12 protein-coding genes are annotated in these 15,707 nt (G+C 40.8%); 3 read left to right on the forward strand and 9 right to left on the reverse strand.

Translation table 11 applies throughout. The annotated features are described in order from the left end of the window. Window positions 1–102 precede the first annotated feature (102 nt). Complete coding sequence (locus tag SRRS_RS18440) at window positions 103–579, forward strand: hypothetical protein (RefSeq protein ID WP_371362568.1); 477 nt, start codon at window positions 103–105, stop codon at window positions 577–579. Window positions 580–695: 116 nt separating this feature from the next. Here the strand turns inward: SRRS_RS18440 and SRRS_RS18445 are convergent, their stop codons facing one another. Next, a complete protein-coding gene (locus SRRS_RS18445) occupies window positions 696–2,498 on the reverse strand; it encodes a von Willebrand factor type A domain-containing protein (RefSeq protein ID WP_371362569.1) in 1,803 nt (600 codons plus the stop codon). 344 nt (window positions 2,499–2,842) lie between these two features. Here SRRS_RS18445 and SRRS_RS18450 point away from each other — a divergent pair, with 344 nt between their 5' ends. Next, window positions 2,843–4,603, forward strand: a complete 1,761-nt coding sequence (locus SRRS_RS18450; RefSeq protein ID WP_371362571.1) for a sigma 54-interacting transcriptional regulator — start codon at window positions 2,843–2,845, stop codon at window positions 4,601–4,603. A gap of 213 nt (window positions 4,604–4,816) precedes the next feature. Continuing rightward, the gene (locus SRRS_RS18455) at window positions 4,817–5,893 is read left to right on the forward strand and encodes a Glu/Leu/Phe/Val dehydrogenase (RefSeq protein ID WP_371362573.1); all 1,077 of its coding nucleotides are present in this window, start codon (window positions 4,817–4,819) and stop codon (window positions 5,891–5,893) included. 85 nt (window positions 5,894–5,978) lie between these two features. Here the strand turns inward: SRRS_RS18455 and SRRS_RS18460 are convergent, their stop codons facing one another. The 8 genes from SRRS_RS18460 to SRRS_RS18495 form a co-directional block, all read right to left on the reverse strand. Further along, window positions 5,979–6,737: a hypothetical protein gene (locus tag SRRS_RS18460; protein ID WP_371362574.1), complete on the reverse strand. Its 759-nt coding sequence runs from the start codon at window positions 6,735–6,737 to the stop codon at window positions 5,979–5,981. Window positions 6,738–6,992: 255 nt separating this feature from the next. Beyond that, window positions 6,993–7,811, reverse strand: coding sequence for a Cof-type HAD-IIB family hydrolase (locus tag SRRS_RS18465; protein ID WP_371362575.1), 819 nt, complete (start codon window positions 7,809–7,811; stop codon window positions 6,993–6,995). Between the two features lie 13 nt (window positions 7,812–7,824). Next, complete coding sequence (locus SRRS_RS18470) at window positions 7,825–8,631, reverse strand: response regulator (protein WP_371362577.1); 807 nt, start codon at window positions 8,629–8,631, stop codon at window positions 7,825–7,827. A gap of 40 nt (window positions 8,632–8,671) precedes the next feature. Next, window positions 8,672–10,369, reverse strand: a complete 1,698-nt coding sequence (locus tag SRRS_RS18475; protein ID WP_371362578.1) for a sensor histidine kinase — start codon at window positions 10,367–10,369, stop codon at window positions 8,672–8,674. A 36-nt stretch (window positions 10,370–10,405) separates the two neighbouring features. Continuing rightward, window positions 10,406–12,061: an ABC transporter permease gene (locus SRRS_RS18480; RefSeq protein ID WP_371362580.1), complete on the reverse strand. Its 1,656-nt coding sequence runs from the start codon at window positions 12,059–12,061 to the stop codon at window positions 10,406–10,408. Beyond that, complete coding sequence (locus SRRS_RS18485) at window positions 12,054–13,172, reverse strand: ABC transporter ATP-binding protein (RefSeq protein ID WP_371362582.1); 1,119 nt, start codon at window positions 13,170–13,172, stop codon at window positions 12,054–12,056. The genes SRRS_RS18480 and SRRS_RS18485 overlap by 8 nt, the downstream gene beginning before the upstream one ends. A 90-nt stretch (window positions 13,173–13,262) precedes the next feature. Then, window positions 13,263–14,291 (reverse strand): ABC transporter substrate-binding protein, encoded by a 1,029-nt coding sequence (locus tag SRRS_RS18490; RefSeq protein ID WP_371362583.1) that lies wholly within the window; start codon window positions 14,289–14,291, stop codon window positions 13,263–13,265. Window positions 14,292–14,553: 262 nt separating this feature from the next. After that, entirely contained in the window at window positions 14,554–15,582 is a 1,029-nt protein-coding gene (locus SRRS_RS18495) for a 4Fe-4S dicluster domain-containing protein (RefSeq protein WP_371362584.1), read from the reverse strand. Window positions 15,583–15,707: the final 125 nt, after the last annotated feature.

Consider the following 15,707-nt stretch of genomic DNA (forward strand, 5'->3'; position numbering starts at 1 on the left):
GAAGAAAATTGTTTTGTAAAATTTAGTAAAAACTATTAAGAAATTATTGGAAACTAACGATATTTTATTAAAAGTAACTAATATTTAGGAGATGAATTCTTCATGAACGTGCCCAAAGTTTCTTATTTTGCACAAAATCAGGCTTCTAATCTGCAGACTGACAGCTCGTTATCAAAACAAGATGACAGCAGCGATTCAGCCGGTTTTAAATATGTAAGCATCAGAGAGGGAAATATCGTTTGCACCTATATCGTTATCGGGAAAAATATGAAGGTTTTAATCGGCAAATCTGCTGTTGACGAAGACAAAGAAGATAAAAAAGACGGAAAAACCACAGACGATAAAAACGGTGCTGATAAGTCAACCAAGACAACAGAGGACAAACAAGCAGCTTTAAACAAAAAAAAGCTTGAAGAAGCCAGTTTTCTTACAGACTCCCGCATGCTTGGCCTTACGGCCTACTATCAGAAAAAGTTGCGGGAAATGATGAGAAATATGGAATCGAATATAGGCGTAAATAATAATGAAACAGAAAGAACAGTTGTCAAGCCTCACTTTCCACAAAAGGAGCAGCTCTGATTTTTTCATAACATCATTAAAAAACATTAGCGGAAAAGAGAATTATTCCAACATATAGAAGGCTCAACTTGCAGAAATAAATGCAAGTTGAGCCTTCTTCCTTTACTAATTTAACTTTAGTCTTTCTGCCCAAGCATCTGAGTAATCTCTACTACCCTGATAAATTCGCTCCGGTATCCTTCCTCATCAATGCCTTTTGCCCCTTTTGCCAATTCCAGTACCTGCTTATAATTAGACTGTCCTTTATGTTCAGAATTCCGGAGCAACATGCCATATTCAGCCACCGCGGCTGCAAACCGTAAGTTATCGGAGGTTATCCAGTTATCGGCACCGGAAACTGTCTTTGTCAACAAATTGCTTGTCGCTTCTTCAGGTTTTTTATAACGGATATTTACCTGCATTAGATTATCATTGGGCTGGATTGCGGATGCTTGCGGAACTATTTCGTAAAGAGCAGTCACGCTGTGACCTGCCCCCATATCACCGGCGTCTGTTTTATCATCCTTAAACTCTTCGTTTTTCAAAGCTCGGTTCTCATAACCAATCAAGCGGTAAGATTTTACTTTATCCGGATTAAATTCCACCTGGAGTTTAACATCTTTAGCGATGGTATATAACGTTCCGGCCATTTGGCCAACCATGACTCGCTTGGCTTCCTGGGCGCTGTCAATATATGCGTAGTTGCCATTGCCTTTATCCGCTAAAATTTCCATTTTGTTATCTTTTATATTACCCATACCAAACCCGAGAACGCTTAAAAAAATTCCGTCATTGCGTTTTTCCTCGATTAATTTGGTTAATTCGTTTTCACTGCTTACACCAACGTTAAAATCGCCATCGGTAGCTAATATAACTCTGTTATTACCTTCTTTGAGATAGTTCTCTTTGGCTAGCTTATAAGCCAGTTGGATTCCCTCGCCGCCGGCGGTTGAACCACCTGCTTGAAGTTTGTCAATTGCCTCGATAATTTTTTCCTTTTCACTACCGGGAGTCGGCTTAAGTACCACACCTGCACTGTTGGCATATGCGACAACAGCTACCTTATCTTGCGCCCTCAGTTTATTAACCAGCATCTTAAAGGCTGTTTTAAGAAGCGGCAGCTTGTTTTCCGCTATCATGGAACCAGAGGTATCGATTAGGAAAACAAGATTACTCGGCGGCATTTTCTCGGTAGCGATATCTTTTCCCTGTAAGCCAATAAGGGCCAGTTTATGGTTTGGCTGCCAGGGACAGAGCCCGACCTCTGTTGTTATGGAAAACGGCTCGCTTCCATTAGGCTGCTGATAATCATATGTAAAGTAATTTAAAAGTTCTTCTGTTCTAACTGCATCGGGAAGCGGGCGCATACCGGTATTAATAAACCGGCGCACATTGCTATAGGAAGCGGTATCCACATCAATGGAAAATGTCGAGGTTGGATTCTTTAATGTATCCCTAAAACCATTATCTGTTACACCTTTATATTCCTCGGCACTGGTTGGCAGAGGGTAGGGATGAATCGCGGCCTGTTCCAAGGGTGCAAAATTTAGTCGGAGCCGCAGATAACTTTTTACATTGCCATTAGGATACGCCGAGACGGTATCATATCCCGGATTCTTTAGCACAATGATTGCATTTTGCATATTTTGCATCTTATATTCAAGTGAATACTTATTTCTTAACGCTTCAAACACTTGAGCCAAGGTTTGCTGTGCCGGTAACTCCAAATCAATTTTGATTCCGGCAACCTCCGGCGTAGCCAGAATCCTAATGCCGCTTTCTTTACTTAATAAAGTCAGAAGATCTTCCAGCTGCATTCCATTTATCTGTACTGGCACCTGGATTTCGGTAGTCTTAATTCGCTCTTCCAGATTTCCTGCCGCAAAGGCAATCGTCGTTATTAACAGTAAACTTAGTAAGATCATTAATATCCTTTTCATTTTTGTAATGCTCCCTTCAATCTTTTTTCCATCTATATTACAATAAACGTAAAAAATAGAAAAAAGTAATGCGGAAAATTAAACTCTCCTCAAAAATAAGAACCTTCATAAATTCCAGCATATTGGAAAAACTACCAGTTCCATCATAACCCGGTTTTCATAAAGGAGCAACTAACAAATTTTTTACTCTAATAAAGATTTGCTTTACCACTACCGGTACTAAGCCGGGTAAGTTCACAGCCATCCAGCAGGTTTTTTCCATTTTATGTTGAATTTTCCACATACAGTGGACTTTTTTTTGAAATTCGACACGTCAGCAAAGACCAAATGGGAGGTTTACTATTATGGATCACCTTCATTTGTGTACTGAAAAAGAATTTACGCCAACTTTTCACGAACTCGAAGTTGTACTAAATTCTACTCATGACGCGATGATCGCTGTAAATAAACAAGGAATTGTCAATGTAGTTAATAATGCGGCCGAAAAGTTTCTCGGCGTAACTGCCCAAGAGGCTTTGGGGCGCCCAGTTCATCATGTTATCCCCAATTCACGGTTAGAGATAGTGTTAAAGACCGGCATACCTGAATTGAACCAGCAGCAACACATCGGTTCTGCCTGTATTGTTACAAACCGCGTGCCTGTCCGCGATGAATCAGGCCAAGTAGTGGGTGCAGTAGCGGTGTTTCGGGACATAACCGAGATCAGGCAATTGGCTGAGGAAATAACCAACCTTAAAGAAATTCAGGAAATGCTGGAAGCCATTATCAATTCCTCTCAAGATGCCATATCGGTAGTTAATGAAAATGAAAAAATCGTTCTGGTTAACCCGGCCTATACCCGCCTGGTAGGAATGACCAAAGAAGAAGTGCTTGGCAAATCTCCAACTGTCGATATTCAGGAAGGCGAAAGCATGCATCTGAAAGTCATGAAGACCATGCGGCCAGTGAGAGGAGTTCCGTTGCATGCCGGACCACAGGGCAAAGAAGTCATTGTCAACGCTGCGCCGATTATTGTTAATGGCCGGCTGCGCGGCAGTGTCGCCATATCTCATGACGTATCAGAAATTAAGCACTTAACTGCCGAACTGGATCATATGAAATCACTGGTCAGGCGCATGATCAGTCAATATACTGCCGACGATATTATTGGGAGCAGCAAGGCCATCCGGATGGCCGTTGAACAAGCGCTCAAGGCCGCTGCAACGCCCGCAACCGTACTCCTGGCAGGAGAAAGCGGTACAGGCAAAGAGCTTTTTGCCCATGCCATTTACAATGCCAGCAGCCGCAAGTCCGGTCCGTTCATTAGGGTAAACTGCGCTGCCATTCCGGATACGCTGCTTGAAAGTGAACTGTTCGGCTATGAGGGAGGAGCCTTTACCGGCGCCCGTAAAACAGGTAAAAAAGGCCTTGTTGCTGAAGCTAACGGCGGCACAATTTTTTTGGATGAAATCAGTGAAATTCCACCAATGATTCAGGCCAAGCTGCTTAGATTTTTACAGGAAAAAGAGATTACGCCGGTAGGCAGTACCAAATCGATCAAAGTTGATACCCGTATTATTGCTGCCTCCAATGTTGATTTAGAAAAAGCCGTACAAAGAAATGCTTTTCGCGAAGATTTATTCTACCGTATTAGCGTTTTTCCCATTTTTATTCCGCCGCTTAGAGAAAGATTAGAAGACCTGCCTGAATTGGTTAATTTCTTACTAAAAAAACTAAACAAAGAGTACGGGCGTGATGTTCGTCAAATGTCACCGGAAGCGCTGGCCGTGTTAAGTCACTACCATTGGCCTGGTAATATACGCGAATTGGAAAATGTATTAGGTCGGGCACTCATTAACATGCGTCCTACCGAAAACACAGTTCTGCCGCAGTATCTGCCGCCGCTCGCAACCTATGACCGGCATACTGCCGGACATAAACATTCTCAGCCAACTGGTGACAAAAGCGGCTGCCAATCCCTGGCGTCAATACTGGAAGCAGCAGAACAAAAAGCCATTGAGGATGCCCTGGCCGCCCACGGCGGTAACCGGGTAGAAGCCGCGGATACCCTGGGGATCGCCGTCCGCAGCCTATATTACAAACTTGAAAAATACCGTCACAAGTAACAACTGCAACCCACTGCAGTACTGCAATTAATTGCAGTGCAATAAATTGCAGTCTAAGCTTTTTTTATATCTGCTATAAACCACCAAACAGCTTAATTTCCCTTTGAATTAAGCTGTTTGGCGGTTTTTGGAAATTTATTCCTATGCTTGGCACAATACTTGCGTTACATACTAGCAGCACACAAAAACACTACTTTAGAGGGGGATTTACAAATGGAAATTTTTAAGTACATGACAAATTATAAGTATGAGCAACTGGTGATGTGCCAAGACGAAGTTTCCGGTTTAAAAGCAATTATTTGTATTCATGACACTACCTTGGGCCCAGCTCTGGGCGGTACTCGTATGTGGAACTATGCTACAGAAGAAGAAGCTATTGTCGATGCTTTACGCCTGGCTCGCGGTATGAGCTATAAGAATGCAGCAGCCGGTCTCAATCTTGGCGGCGCTAAAGCAGTTATTATCGGCGACTCCAAAAAAGATAAAAGCGAAGCACTGTTCCGTGCCTTTGGCCGTTTTGTCGACGGTTTGAATGGCCGTTATATTACAGCAGAAGATGTTGGCACCTGCGTGGAAGATATGGACTATATTAAAATGGAAACCAATCATGTAGCAGGCCTTGGTTCCACCGCCGGCTCCAGCGGTGATCCGTCCCCAATTACCGCCTACGGCGTTTGGAAAGGCGTAAAAGCCAGCGCCAAAGAAGCTTGGGGATCTGATTCGCTGTCAGGTAAAACCATTGCTGTACAAGGTCTCGGCCATGTTGGTTATACCTTATGCAAACATCTCCATGAAGAAGGCGCCAACCTTATTGTTACCGATATCTTCCCGGAAAATGTGGATCATGTTGTTACCGATTTTGGCGCTAAAGCCGTTAAACCTGACGAAATCTACGGCGTAAACTGCGATATCTTCTCACCGTGTGCTTTGGGCGCAATTGTCAATGATGAAACTATCCCTCTACTGAAGTGCCGCGTTATTGCCGGTGCCGCCAACAACCAATTGAAAGAAGAACGCCATGGTCAAATTATCCAAGATAAAGGTATCGTATATGCCCCTGACTTCATTATTAATGCCGGCGGCGTAATCAATGTTGCTGACGAACTTCTTGATGGCGGCTACAACCGTGAGCGCGCCCTGAGAAAAGTGGATGGTATTTATAGAAACATCGAACAAGTAATCGCTATTTCCAAACGGGATAACATTCCTACCTACAAAGCCGCTGAAGTTTTAGCCGAAGAACGCATCGCCACTATGCGTCACATCAAAAAAATAGCAACGAACTACTAAGATAAACAGTCACAACAAGGAAAACCGGCCAGGCTTTAGCCATGGCCGGTTTCCTCGTTTAATATTACTTTTTCATGAACTTAGATTAAGAGAACACTTTCCACCGTGCGCTGCCAAGCATTTCTTTGGTCATGTTATCCCACATCTTTCTGTCAGGCCCGGAATTGATAACCCCAAACACATACATTTGAGTATTCTTCTTAATAAAATATACTTTAAATGCAGAAGGTTGAATCATTTTATACATCCGGAAGGCTACACTGCCGCCAACACTTACTATTTGGGCATTTTTATTTGTCATGTGTTCGAACGGATAAAACTCTAGAATTTCCATTTCAAATATATCTTTTAATTCCGGTACTTCTGTGAAAACTTTATTCATTCCGGTGATAATTTGTGTCTGAAGCTCAGCTTGCTGTTTTTTATCCATCTTTTGTATGTTATCAAAAAAACTTAATCCTGTCGGCTTAAATTCCTCAGGCATTTTAAAAGCAATGACCAAGGCTGTATTATAGGTACCATTATTCTTTAGAGCGAATTCGTACAGGCCAACATTGTTCTTCTCCAAGTTTGCCGCAATATCTTGCGCCGACATAACTTCAGCTGTTTGTTTTTGACCTTTAGCCGCCTTTTCTTTCTCAACTTTCTCGCTGATTTTTCCAATTGCTGTTATGACATCTTTAGCATCAATAATTTCCAATTGTGCCGGTACTTGCAGCGTACCCAAGAACTGTATATTCCAATCCTTTGTACTGTTTTCCTTCGATGCACCATAAGCAGTTCCTGCCATGACCAAAAAAGTTGTCATTACAAATATTACCACAAAGAGCTTGTTTTTTTGCATTGTGTATCCTCCTTATTGCATTCCTGACAGTCAGAAGGGGTTACCCCTTCCTTAATCCACTTGGTATTTACTACCTGTTCTATGTCTTACGAAATTAATCCTTCTGTTTTTAAACTATTTTCGTTCTGACTTAAGTCCCTTCGCCTCTATAGTTCGATTATCACTCCTGGTAAAGACCATTTTATCCCCTTCTACTTACTGACAAAAAAACCATAACTCATTACTAGAATTATGGTTGGCGATTTCAACAAAAATTCATAGCAAAGTAGGTATAATCCGATAAACAATATCATGAATCAGATCTTCATCATTATTTACAGCGATTACATTTGCTATCTTTTTCACATCATCTTGTGCATTTTCAGGTGCAACCCCACAATCAGCAATTTGTAACATTTCGATATCGTTCTGAAAATCACCGGCGGCGATTATTTTCTTGCCGTGAAACCCGGGAATTTTTAATAACTCACCAAGCATATTTCCTTTTGAAACATGGTTAGCCACAATCTCTAAATATGTAACTGCAGAAAAAAAGTTATTAGTTTTATCTTCTAAATGAAATAACGATAATATTGCCCTGCTGGCAAGTAAGTTTTCGTGGCTATCACAAAGAATAATTTTTATCCAAGTCTTGTCCAAAATGTCGTCAAGCGCCGCATAGGTAAATTCCTGCTTTTCCCGTATCATATGCTCATCAACATTAGCAGGGTCTGTAATCACATAGAGCTGTTCGTGGGTAAATACTTCAATGCACATTTGCGGAAATAGCGCTATACAATGCCTGAGGAAACCCGCTAATTCCCGACTTTCCAGATGCTTGGTTTTTAAAAAGCGCTTTTCCTGCCAAGAGTAAAGTGCGCCACCATTATAAAGTATACAGGGTGCATTAATTGTTAGTCCTGTCATATACGGTACAACATTTCTTTGTGTACGTCCTGTTGCGACCGCAAAATGCCCGCCTTGCGCAACAAAATCAGCAATAGCCTCTTTGTTTTTTTCTGAAACCCTATGCTCATTATTCGCAAGTGTTCCATCTATATCAGAAATAAGGAAAAAATCCTGATACCGTTTCACTCTTTCAACTCCTTTATTTATGAATAATGCAGCCGCTTTGTTTCATAAATTCTGTAGGTGATGTTTTTGTGTATTTTTTAAATACTACGCAGAAGTTTTTATAATCACTAAAACCTGTCATATCAGACACTTCGTATACCCGGTAAGTGCCTTTTTTTAATAAACAAATCGCTTTTTGAATACGATAACGCATTAATAATTCTAAGAATGTATGTGATGTTGCCTCCTTAAATTTGCGACTGAGGTAGCTGGCACTTACGTGCAATTCCTCGGCAATAGAATCAATACTGATTTTTTCATCATAATGATCGCGAATTTTATACAACGCCTGGGCAACATAGCTGTTTTTCAGATTATCTTTATTTAAATAAACATCCCAATCGACAAGCTGTTCAATATCATTCTTTTTAGTAAGTGCAATAATATTAGAATAAGCCTTACTTTCTTCAAGCCTTGCTCTTATTCTATCAACTGTGTTTCTAAGTTCATCCTCATCCACCGGTTTAAGCAAATAATCCGTTGCCTGAAGATAAATCGCTTTACGCGCAAACTCAAAATTGGTATAACTTGTTAAAATAATACTTTTGAATGGCTTAATATCCAAGCTTTGAGCGGCTTCCAGCATTTCAATACCATTCATTTCCGGCATAAGTATATCGACAAGAACGATATCTGGTTCATACCGTCTCAGCATAGCAAGCCCTTCTTTGCCATTTGCGGCTGAACCTATCACCATACAGTGCATACTTAACCAATCAATTGTATAAACCAAACCCCGGCGTATTATCTCTTCATCTTCGACAATCAAGACTTTGAGCATACCTCTTACTCCCTTATCTTAATGTAATCAAAGCAAGCATTTATTGTTTACGAATCGGCAAAACAATTTTCACGGTAGTACCGTCCTGCCTGCTGCTCATAATTTCCAGGCCATAGGCGTCACCATACATCAACTGAATCCGCCGCTTAACATTATATAACCCTGAATGCTGGGAGCAATTGGCGTTGGCCGCCAGCATCGTGCGGATTTCGTTAAGCGACTGCTCATCAATTTCCGTTCCGTTATTATTAATACTAATTACAAGCTGATTTTCAATTATACAGGCTTCAATTTCAACTCGCAGATATTGGCAATCGCGAAAACCATACTTTATGGCATTCTCGATTATTGGCTGAATAATTAGCTTGGGAATAATGCAATTATTCAGTTCAGCCGGTATCTGCAGTATATAGTTCAGCCGCTGCCCAAACCGATATTTTTGAATATCGAGATAGTTTTGCGTATAGGCCATATCCTCTTGAATCGTGACTTCACTGCAATTGTTATTAATGCTGTAGCGTAATAAATTAGATAAAGCAACAATCATTTTATTTGCGGCAGTAGGATCCAGTTTAATCATAAATTTAATATTTTCTAATGTATTAAATAAAAAATGCGGATTAAATTGGGACTCTAGTTGTTTAATTTCTGAAATAACCGTTGCTCTTGCCTCTTCATGATTTGTTTGCATAAGTTCTTTAAGGCTGCAAAGCATCATATTATACGACTCGCTGATAATTTGAAATTCGTTATTGGTATTGATAGCAAGACGCATATCAAGATTACCTTCTTTTACCGCCGAAAACGCTTCCACAAGTTGATCAATCATTTTTGTTTTCTGCTCAGCCTGCTTTTTTACACTGATTACTATGGATATTGACAAGATAATTAATATACCAATGAGCATAAGCAAGGAATTAGTCAATTGACTAACTATACCGCCGACTGAGGTCAACGCATAAACTGTTAAATCTCCATTCAAAATTTCGGCTTTGCTAATATAATACTTTCTATCGGCAAAAGGAAAAAAACCATCGGCATTTATGAACTCCGGTTTCATTTTATTCAAGGTATCGCAAAAAAACCCGTCCGTATAAATTGGCGCATAATCATAACGATCTTTTACAACAAAATCCGCATAGGGATTAATCAGCATACTTAAAAATTGCTCTTTCGGCAAAACAAAGAAAATGTAACCGGCAATTTTACCTTTTTCAAGGATTGCCTTACCAATAACCAAATTCCTCTCTAAGCCACAATTACTAACTGAATTGACAAAAGCAAAGGTTGGCAAGGTTGGCTTTTTCTTGATTTGCCCAATAATTCCCCAATCAGCAATCTTTGCTGTTTGAACAAATTCCGGATCTTGAGTTTGATTGGATATCAGCCGGGCCATTTGTTGATCGTAAAGATAAAATTCGGTTTGCAACCCGGTACTATTGATATATTGATATAAATTCTCGTACATTTCAGTTCGTGCGGCTTTGCTATCCCGCAGCCCGTCGATATCACTTAAGGCTGCAATCTCGCTGGCTTTCTCCATATGACCGGAGATAGTTGTACTTATCAGCTTGCTGGCAAAAGCTAGCTTGCTTTGATTCTTTTCTAGTACATTGGTATTCCAATATACAAAGGCGAGAATAAATATGAAGCTGGCAATAATAAAAGTCGGGATAAGCGCATAAATAGTAAAAGTTCGCCGCAGTTCATCCTTTAAATGGTTCTCTTTTCTACTCATGTTCTCACCCCGATCATGCGTGTAATGCTTTTTTAATTATAAACTAATATCCTTGCTGCCGGAAACCTTAAAAAATAAGAGTAATGCAGCAACAGTTGTCACTGTCAGTATTGTTGAAAGTGCTGCTGCCGTACCGTAACTTGCACGAATAACCTCGGTGTAAATAGCAACAGACATTGTTCTGGTTCCGCCGGTATACAAAATTACGGAGGAACTTAACTCATTAATACACGTAATCCAGCTCAAGATAGCCCCGGATAATACACCTGGCAGCATCATTACCGCGGTAATTTTAAAGAAAGTCTTTAGCGGTGACGCCCCCAGGCTAATGGACGCCTCTTCGACGCTGGGACTTATTTGATACAAAATGGCTGAGCTGGAACGCAAGGTATAGGGTAGCCGTCTGATTACCAAGGAAACAATGATTATCAGTGCAGTTCCGGACAGAATAAGCGGTTCATCATTAAATGCCAGGAGCAAAGTGATACCAAGCACCGAACCGGGGATAATATAAGGGAACATACTGAGGGTATCAATAATATCGGTAAGCCAGTTCTTTCTCCTGGTGGTAATGTACGCAATGAGCATACCAAGCAAAACAATGATAAAAATAGCGGCAAATGAATATGTATAGGTGTTGGTAATAGCTAAAGCCAGGTTGTCAAAAACAATAACGTAACTGTTCAAAGAAAACCCTGGCAAGAAAAGCTGCCCGTTGGTTTTTAAGAAAGAAGTGTACATAACCGTAAACTGTGGAATCATCGATACAAATACCAGTACATAGATACCCAGATGCATAATTGCATTTTTAAATCCGGATAGTTGCTTAACCTGCATTGGTCTTAGAGAACTCATCGTGAAGGATTTCCTATTGACAATGTACTTCTGCAACAAGAAAATCGTTGATGTAAGAATAACCATCATCGTTGCCATAGCGGCGGCAAAGTTGGCCTGCCCGCCCACTTCACTAATAAATTCAGAATAGATCATTACAGGCATAACATTAAACCCTTCACCAATGAGCATGGGTGTACCAAAATCGGCTAATGCATTCATGAAAACCATCAAAGCGCCCGCAAGAATTGTTGGCAACAACAGGGGCATAATCACGGTTGCCACTTTTTTCATGCCGCTGCAGCCAAGACTTTCGGCCGCCTCAATTAAGGAGGCATCGATCTTTTTCAATGCGCCTGAAACATATAAATAAATAAAGGGATACAATTTTAACGTAAGCACTAAGAGTATGCCGCTAAACCCATAAATAGACGGCCATTCTCTGTGAAATAACTCAGTTAAGAATTGAGTTATGATTCCGCTGCGCCCGCCTAATAACACCCACGAATAAGCGCCGATAAAGGGCGGTGACAGCATGGAAATAATCACAAATATTTCAACTGCCCCCTTGAACTTTACCTTATACGCTGTCATAAAATAGGCAAGTGCCGTACCAATTATAATAGAAAGGATGGTTACACAAGTGGTAACCCACATACTATTGATTAGCGACTGATAGTAATACTTCTTTCTGAAAAACTTAGCGAAATTCTCCATAGTCAAAGCGCCTGTCGCCGGGTCTTGAAAACTGCTGATAAATAGCGAAAGTAACGGATAAATCAAGAATAATCCAAATACAACAACAGCTAAGGCCGTAACCGCTGTCCAAAAATTCCAGGTGAGCAGTTTTTTATTCATACTGCTTCACACCCTTAATTAAGTTCTTGGCCTCGGCGTCTGCCGTAAAGATATTAATCTTAGCTTTATTAGGGCGCAGGGTAATCATGTCACCCTGCTCAAAGATTCTTTCTGCATGTCCTAAATCCTGAGAAAATTCGATTGATACTTGATTAGCTACCAGCATATTAGGAGCAAATGCCAGCTTGTAATTCACATATTTCCCGAGAAATACTCGTGAACTAATTGTGCATTGCAGGCCATCTTCCTGCACGGAAAATTCTTCCGGTCTAACTGAAATAATAACCTCTTGCCCGTCTGTTACCTCACCAAGATGTTCAAGCTCGATTTGATAGCCGTCGTTAAATACAACAAAGGTTTTCAATGCATCGACCTTGATCTTGCCTGCAAACAAATTGGAGTGGCCGATAAAAGTAGAAACAAATACATTATACGGTCTTGTATAAATTGATTGGGGATTCCCAATTTGCTGAATAACACCGGCATGCATAACTGCAATTCTATCGGAAATAGCTAGCGCTTCTTCCTGGTCATGCGTTACATACACAGTGGTAATTCCCACTTGGTTCTGGACTTCGCGAATGGCGCTGCGCATTTCAATACGAAGCTTTGCGTCTAAATTAGAAAGCGGCTCATCCATTAACAGGACATTCGGATGAATAACAATAGCCCTCGCCAGCGCAACCCGCTGCTGTTGTCCGCCGGAAAGCCGTTCCGGCAACCTGTCCTGGTAGTCTTCTATTTTTACTACCTTTAAAATATCATCCACTTTTTTCTTAATTGCGGCTTTATCTAAGCCGCGTAATTTCAAACCGTATTCGACGTTTTCCCGGACAGTTAGATGGGGGAAAATCGCATAATTTTGAAAAACCATACCTATATTGCGTTTATGGGCGGGAATATCGTTAATCAGCCTCTCATCAAATTTGATTTGACCGCCCTCGATACTATTAAATCCCGCAATCATTCTTAGCAATGTCGTCTTGCCACAGCCTGAAGGCCCCAATAAAGTGAAGAACTCGCCATTTTTAATATGTGCCGATAAATCCGGGATGATGGTTACTTGCTCATATCGTTTAACAACATGATCGATATGAATGGCAACACTCATTCATAAAACCTCCGTTTAACACGTCTGATATTATATAACTACAGCCCACACAAATAGCCTTGCGTGGGCTGTATAAGCACTGAACAGATACTACTTAACGCTGGTAAATATATCTTTAAATTTATCTAACCATTTTGTTTTATTTGCTACAACAACCGCTTCATCATCATTGATAATATTGATTTTGTCTTTATCAATCAAACCTTTTGGAGGTTCAACGTCCGTACGGATGGAACGTCTATGTAATTGTTTTACGATAATGGTTTGTGCATCTTTACTTGTGATAAAATCAATAAATTTCTTGGCGTTTTCCATGTTCTTAGCATTTTTTATGATGTAAACACCATCTGGCTTGGAAATAACGCCCTCTTTCATGTAAACCAGTTTTACCGGTGCGCCATCAGCAACATAGGTGGCGCCGCCTTCTTCAAACGTACAGCCTACGGCATATTCACCATCGGCTACTCCTTTATAAACAGCCGAAGAACCGCTAAGCAGTTTACCATCAAGATTAGCGCAAAGAGCTTTTACATAATCCCAGCCTTTTTCCGGATCACCTTTGCCCATAGCATAAAGCATGTTAATTAAATGCTCATAAGAGGACGAAGATTTTGCCGGATCACAGAAGGCAATTTTTCCTTTTAATTTTGGGTTCAGTAAGTCTTCATAACCTTCTACTTTTATATCGCCAATCAAATTGGTATTAACCATAATTACACTTGGAATATCAGTAAACCGAGTCAATGGACCTTCTGTATTCTTAAATGCCGGTTGAATTTTATCTTCATTGACCGAAGTATAGTTTTCGAATAAGTTTGCTTTGGGCTTCATAGTGCCAAGCGAGCCGCCCCAGAAAATATCACCAAGCGGATTTGCTTTTTCTGATTCAACCCGTTTCAGCAATTCACCGCTGCCGGCGGCAACAACTTCTACTTTGACACCGCTTTGTTTTTCAAACTCAGTTACTAAAGGATTAATAAAGGCCAAGGGGTGCGGACAATAAATAACAAGTTTATCTGTTTTTGCGGGTTTTTCGCTAGTTGCCTTTTTATCGCCACAACCAGCCAAAATCAAACAAGGTAATAGAAAGATAGCAATCAAAAATATCAATTTCTTCATTTGAATTTTCCTCCTATTTAGTTTATTGTAATAAAATTATATAATGATTTCGCCAGCTTGAACCATCCCAAATCATCTATAACTATCGGGAAAAATGAACTTGTCAGATATTTGTCACAATTAGCGCGGCTTGAGTACCGCACTATTCATTACATCACCATGTTGACTTTGAGTTTAGTACAATAAGATTAGTTTTGTAAACTGGACAAGGACTTAACCCTGCAATTCACATGGTTAAGTCCTTGCTTCAGTTTAATTTAGGTTAGTATATTGATTGTAAATACGGCTTTTTTTCCTGCGAGCATTGCTCGCATACTAACGGAGAGTCATTTGGCAAAATTCTGCCGCATTGGGTGCAGCACTTTTTAATTATTAAGACAATTGATTTTTGGCCGGCAACTATTTTTACACTACTTAATGAATCTGCTATCCGCAAAGCATTATGCGGGCAAAGCAAGGTACAAGCCATACATCCTATACACTTACTCTGGTTATGAAGCAGCTCCCGGCGACCATTTTGTTCATTGACCGTAATGGTTAACGCAGCTTGCTGGCAGCTCCTGGTACAAATTCCGCACAAATCACACTGCTCGCTTACCTCGCTCCCCCAAAATAACGGACTCAGGTCCAGCTTGGCATTCTGTACTGCAGGGGTTATACTTTCGACGAAAAGTTCCCGGTAAGCCTTTTCCTGATGTAACGAAAATGGCAGCATATCCAGCAAAGTCTCCCTAGCCTTTGAAAAGCAAAACGAAAATAGATCGCGCCGGTTAATCTTTACTTCTTCCTTACCGCATCGCAAAACCAACTGTATTTCCGGTCTCCCCAGTTTGCGCAAAACATGGTTTGTCTTTTCTACTGTTTGCTTGATGCCATTGGCAACACCAGGGTTGCACGTCTTACAACGGTTGTTGACCAGGACAATCTTCACGTGCTCTAATTTCATGCCAAGATAGGCCAGAACGTAGGCGTCCATCATCCCCAAACATGCAATAGAACTGTCCAACTGCTGTTTATTGCACATAAGCTCAACGGCACCGTTTTTCAATACCAGTTTGGGCGGTTTGTGCAAAACGGCAATGGCCTCTGCAGGACAAGCCGCCACACACAAACCGCAACCAGTACAACTGTCTATAAGTCTAACCGGCACATTGCGATCGGAAAGATTTACGCGAATGCTTTTGTTAGGACAAGCTGTTTCGCATTTTTGACATTCTACCTTACGAATTCGCCGGTTTAAACACTTATTCTGGTTAACGTCAGCATACTGCGCCACTGCCGCCAAGGACATATTTCTTCCTCACTTTCTTTAGGGGCATATTCTGCTCTTTTACCAAAATCGCTAAATAAAGAGGCATAGCTTCAGATGGGGTTCTACCCCCACCTGAAGGCTACTCACCCTTATCCAAAGACTTC

It is taken from the genome of Sporomusa rhizae, from assembly GCF_041428845.1.
Classification (GTDB): domain Bacteria; phylum Bacillota; class Negativicutes; order Sporomusales; family Sporomusaceae; genus Sporomusa; species Sporomusa rhizae.

Coding starts and splice junctions, on each gene's coding strand:
- SRRS_RS18440 (WP_371362568.1), top strand. CDS start 103: ATGAACGTGCCCAAAGTTTCTTATTTTGCACAAAATCAGGCTTCTAAT.
- SRRS_RS18445 (WP_371362569.1), bottom strand. CDS start 2,498: ATGAAAAGGATATTAATGATCTTACTAAGTTTACTGTTAATAACGACG.
- SRRS_RS18450 (WP_371362571.1), top strand. CDS start 2,843: ATGGATCACCTTCATTTGTGTACTGAAAAAGAATTTACGCCAACTTTT.
- SRRS_RS18455 (WP_371362573.1), top strand. CDS start 4,817: ATGGAAATTTTTAAGTACATGACAAATTATAAGTATGAGCAACTGGTG.
- SRRS_RS18460 (WP_371362574.1), bottom strand. CDS start 6,737: ATGCAAAAAAACAAGCTCTTTGTGGTAATATTTGTAATGACAACTTTT.
- SRRS_RS18470 (WP_371362577.1), bottom strand. CDS start 8,631: ATGCTCAAAGTCTTGATTGTCGAAGATGAAGAGATAATACGCCGGGGT.
- SRRS_RS18475 (WP_371362578.1), bottom strand. CDS start 10,369: ATGAGTAGAAAAGAGAACCATTTAAAGGATGAACTGCGGCGAACTTTT.
- SRRS_RS18480 (WP_371362580.1), bottom strand. CDS start 12,061: ATGAATAAAAAACTGCTCACCTGGAATTTTTGGACAGCGGTTACGGCC.
- SRRS_RS18485 (WP_371362582.1), bottom strand. CDS start 13,172: ATGAGTGTTGCCATTCATATCGATCATGTTGTTAAACGATATGAGCAA.
- SRRS_RS18490 (WP_371362583.1), bottom strand. CDS start 14,291: ATGAAGAAATTGATATTTTTGATTGCTATCTTTCTATTACCTTGTTTG.
- SRRS_RS18495 (WP_371362584.1), bottom strand. CDS start 15,582: ATGTCCTTGGCGGCAGTGGCGCAGTATGCTGACGTTAACCAGAATAAG.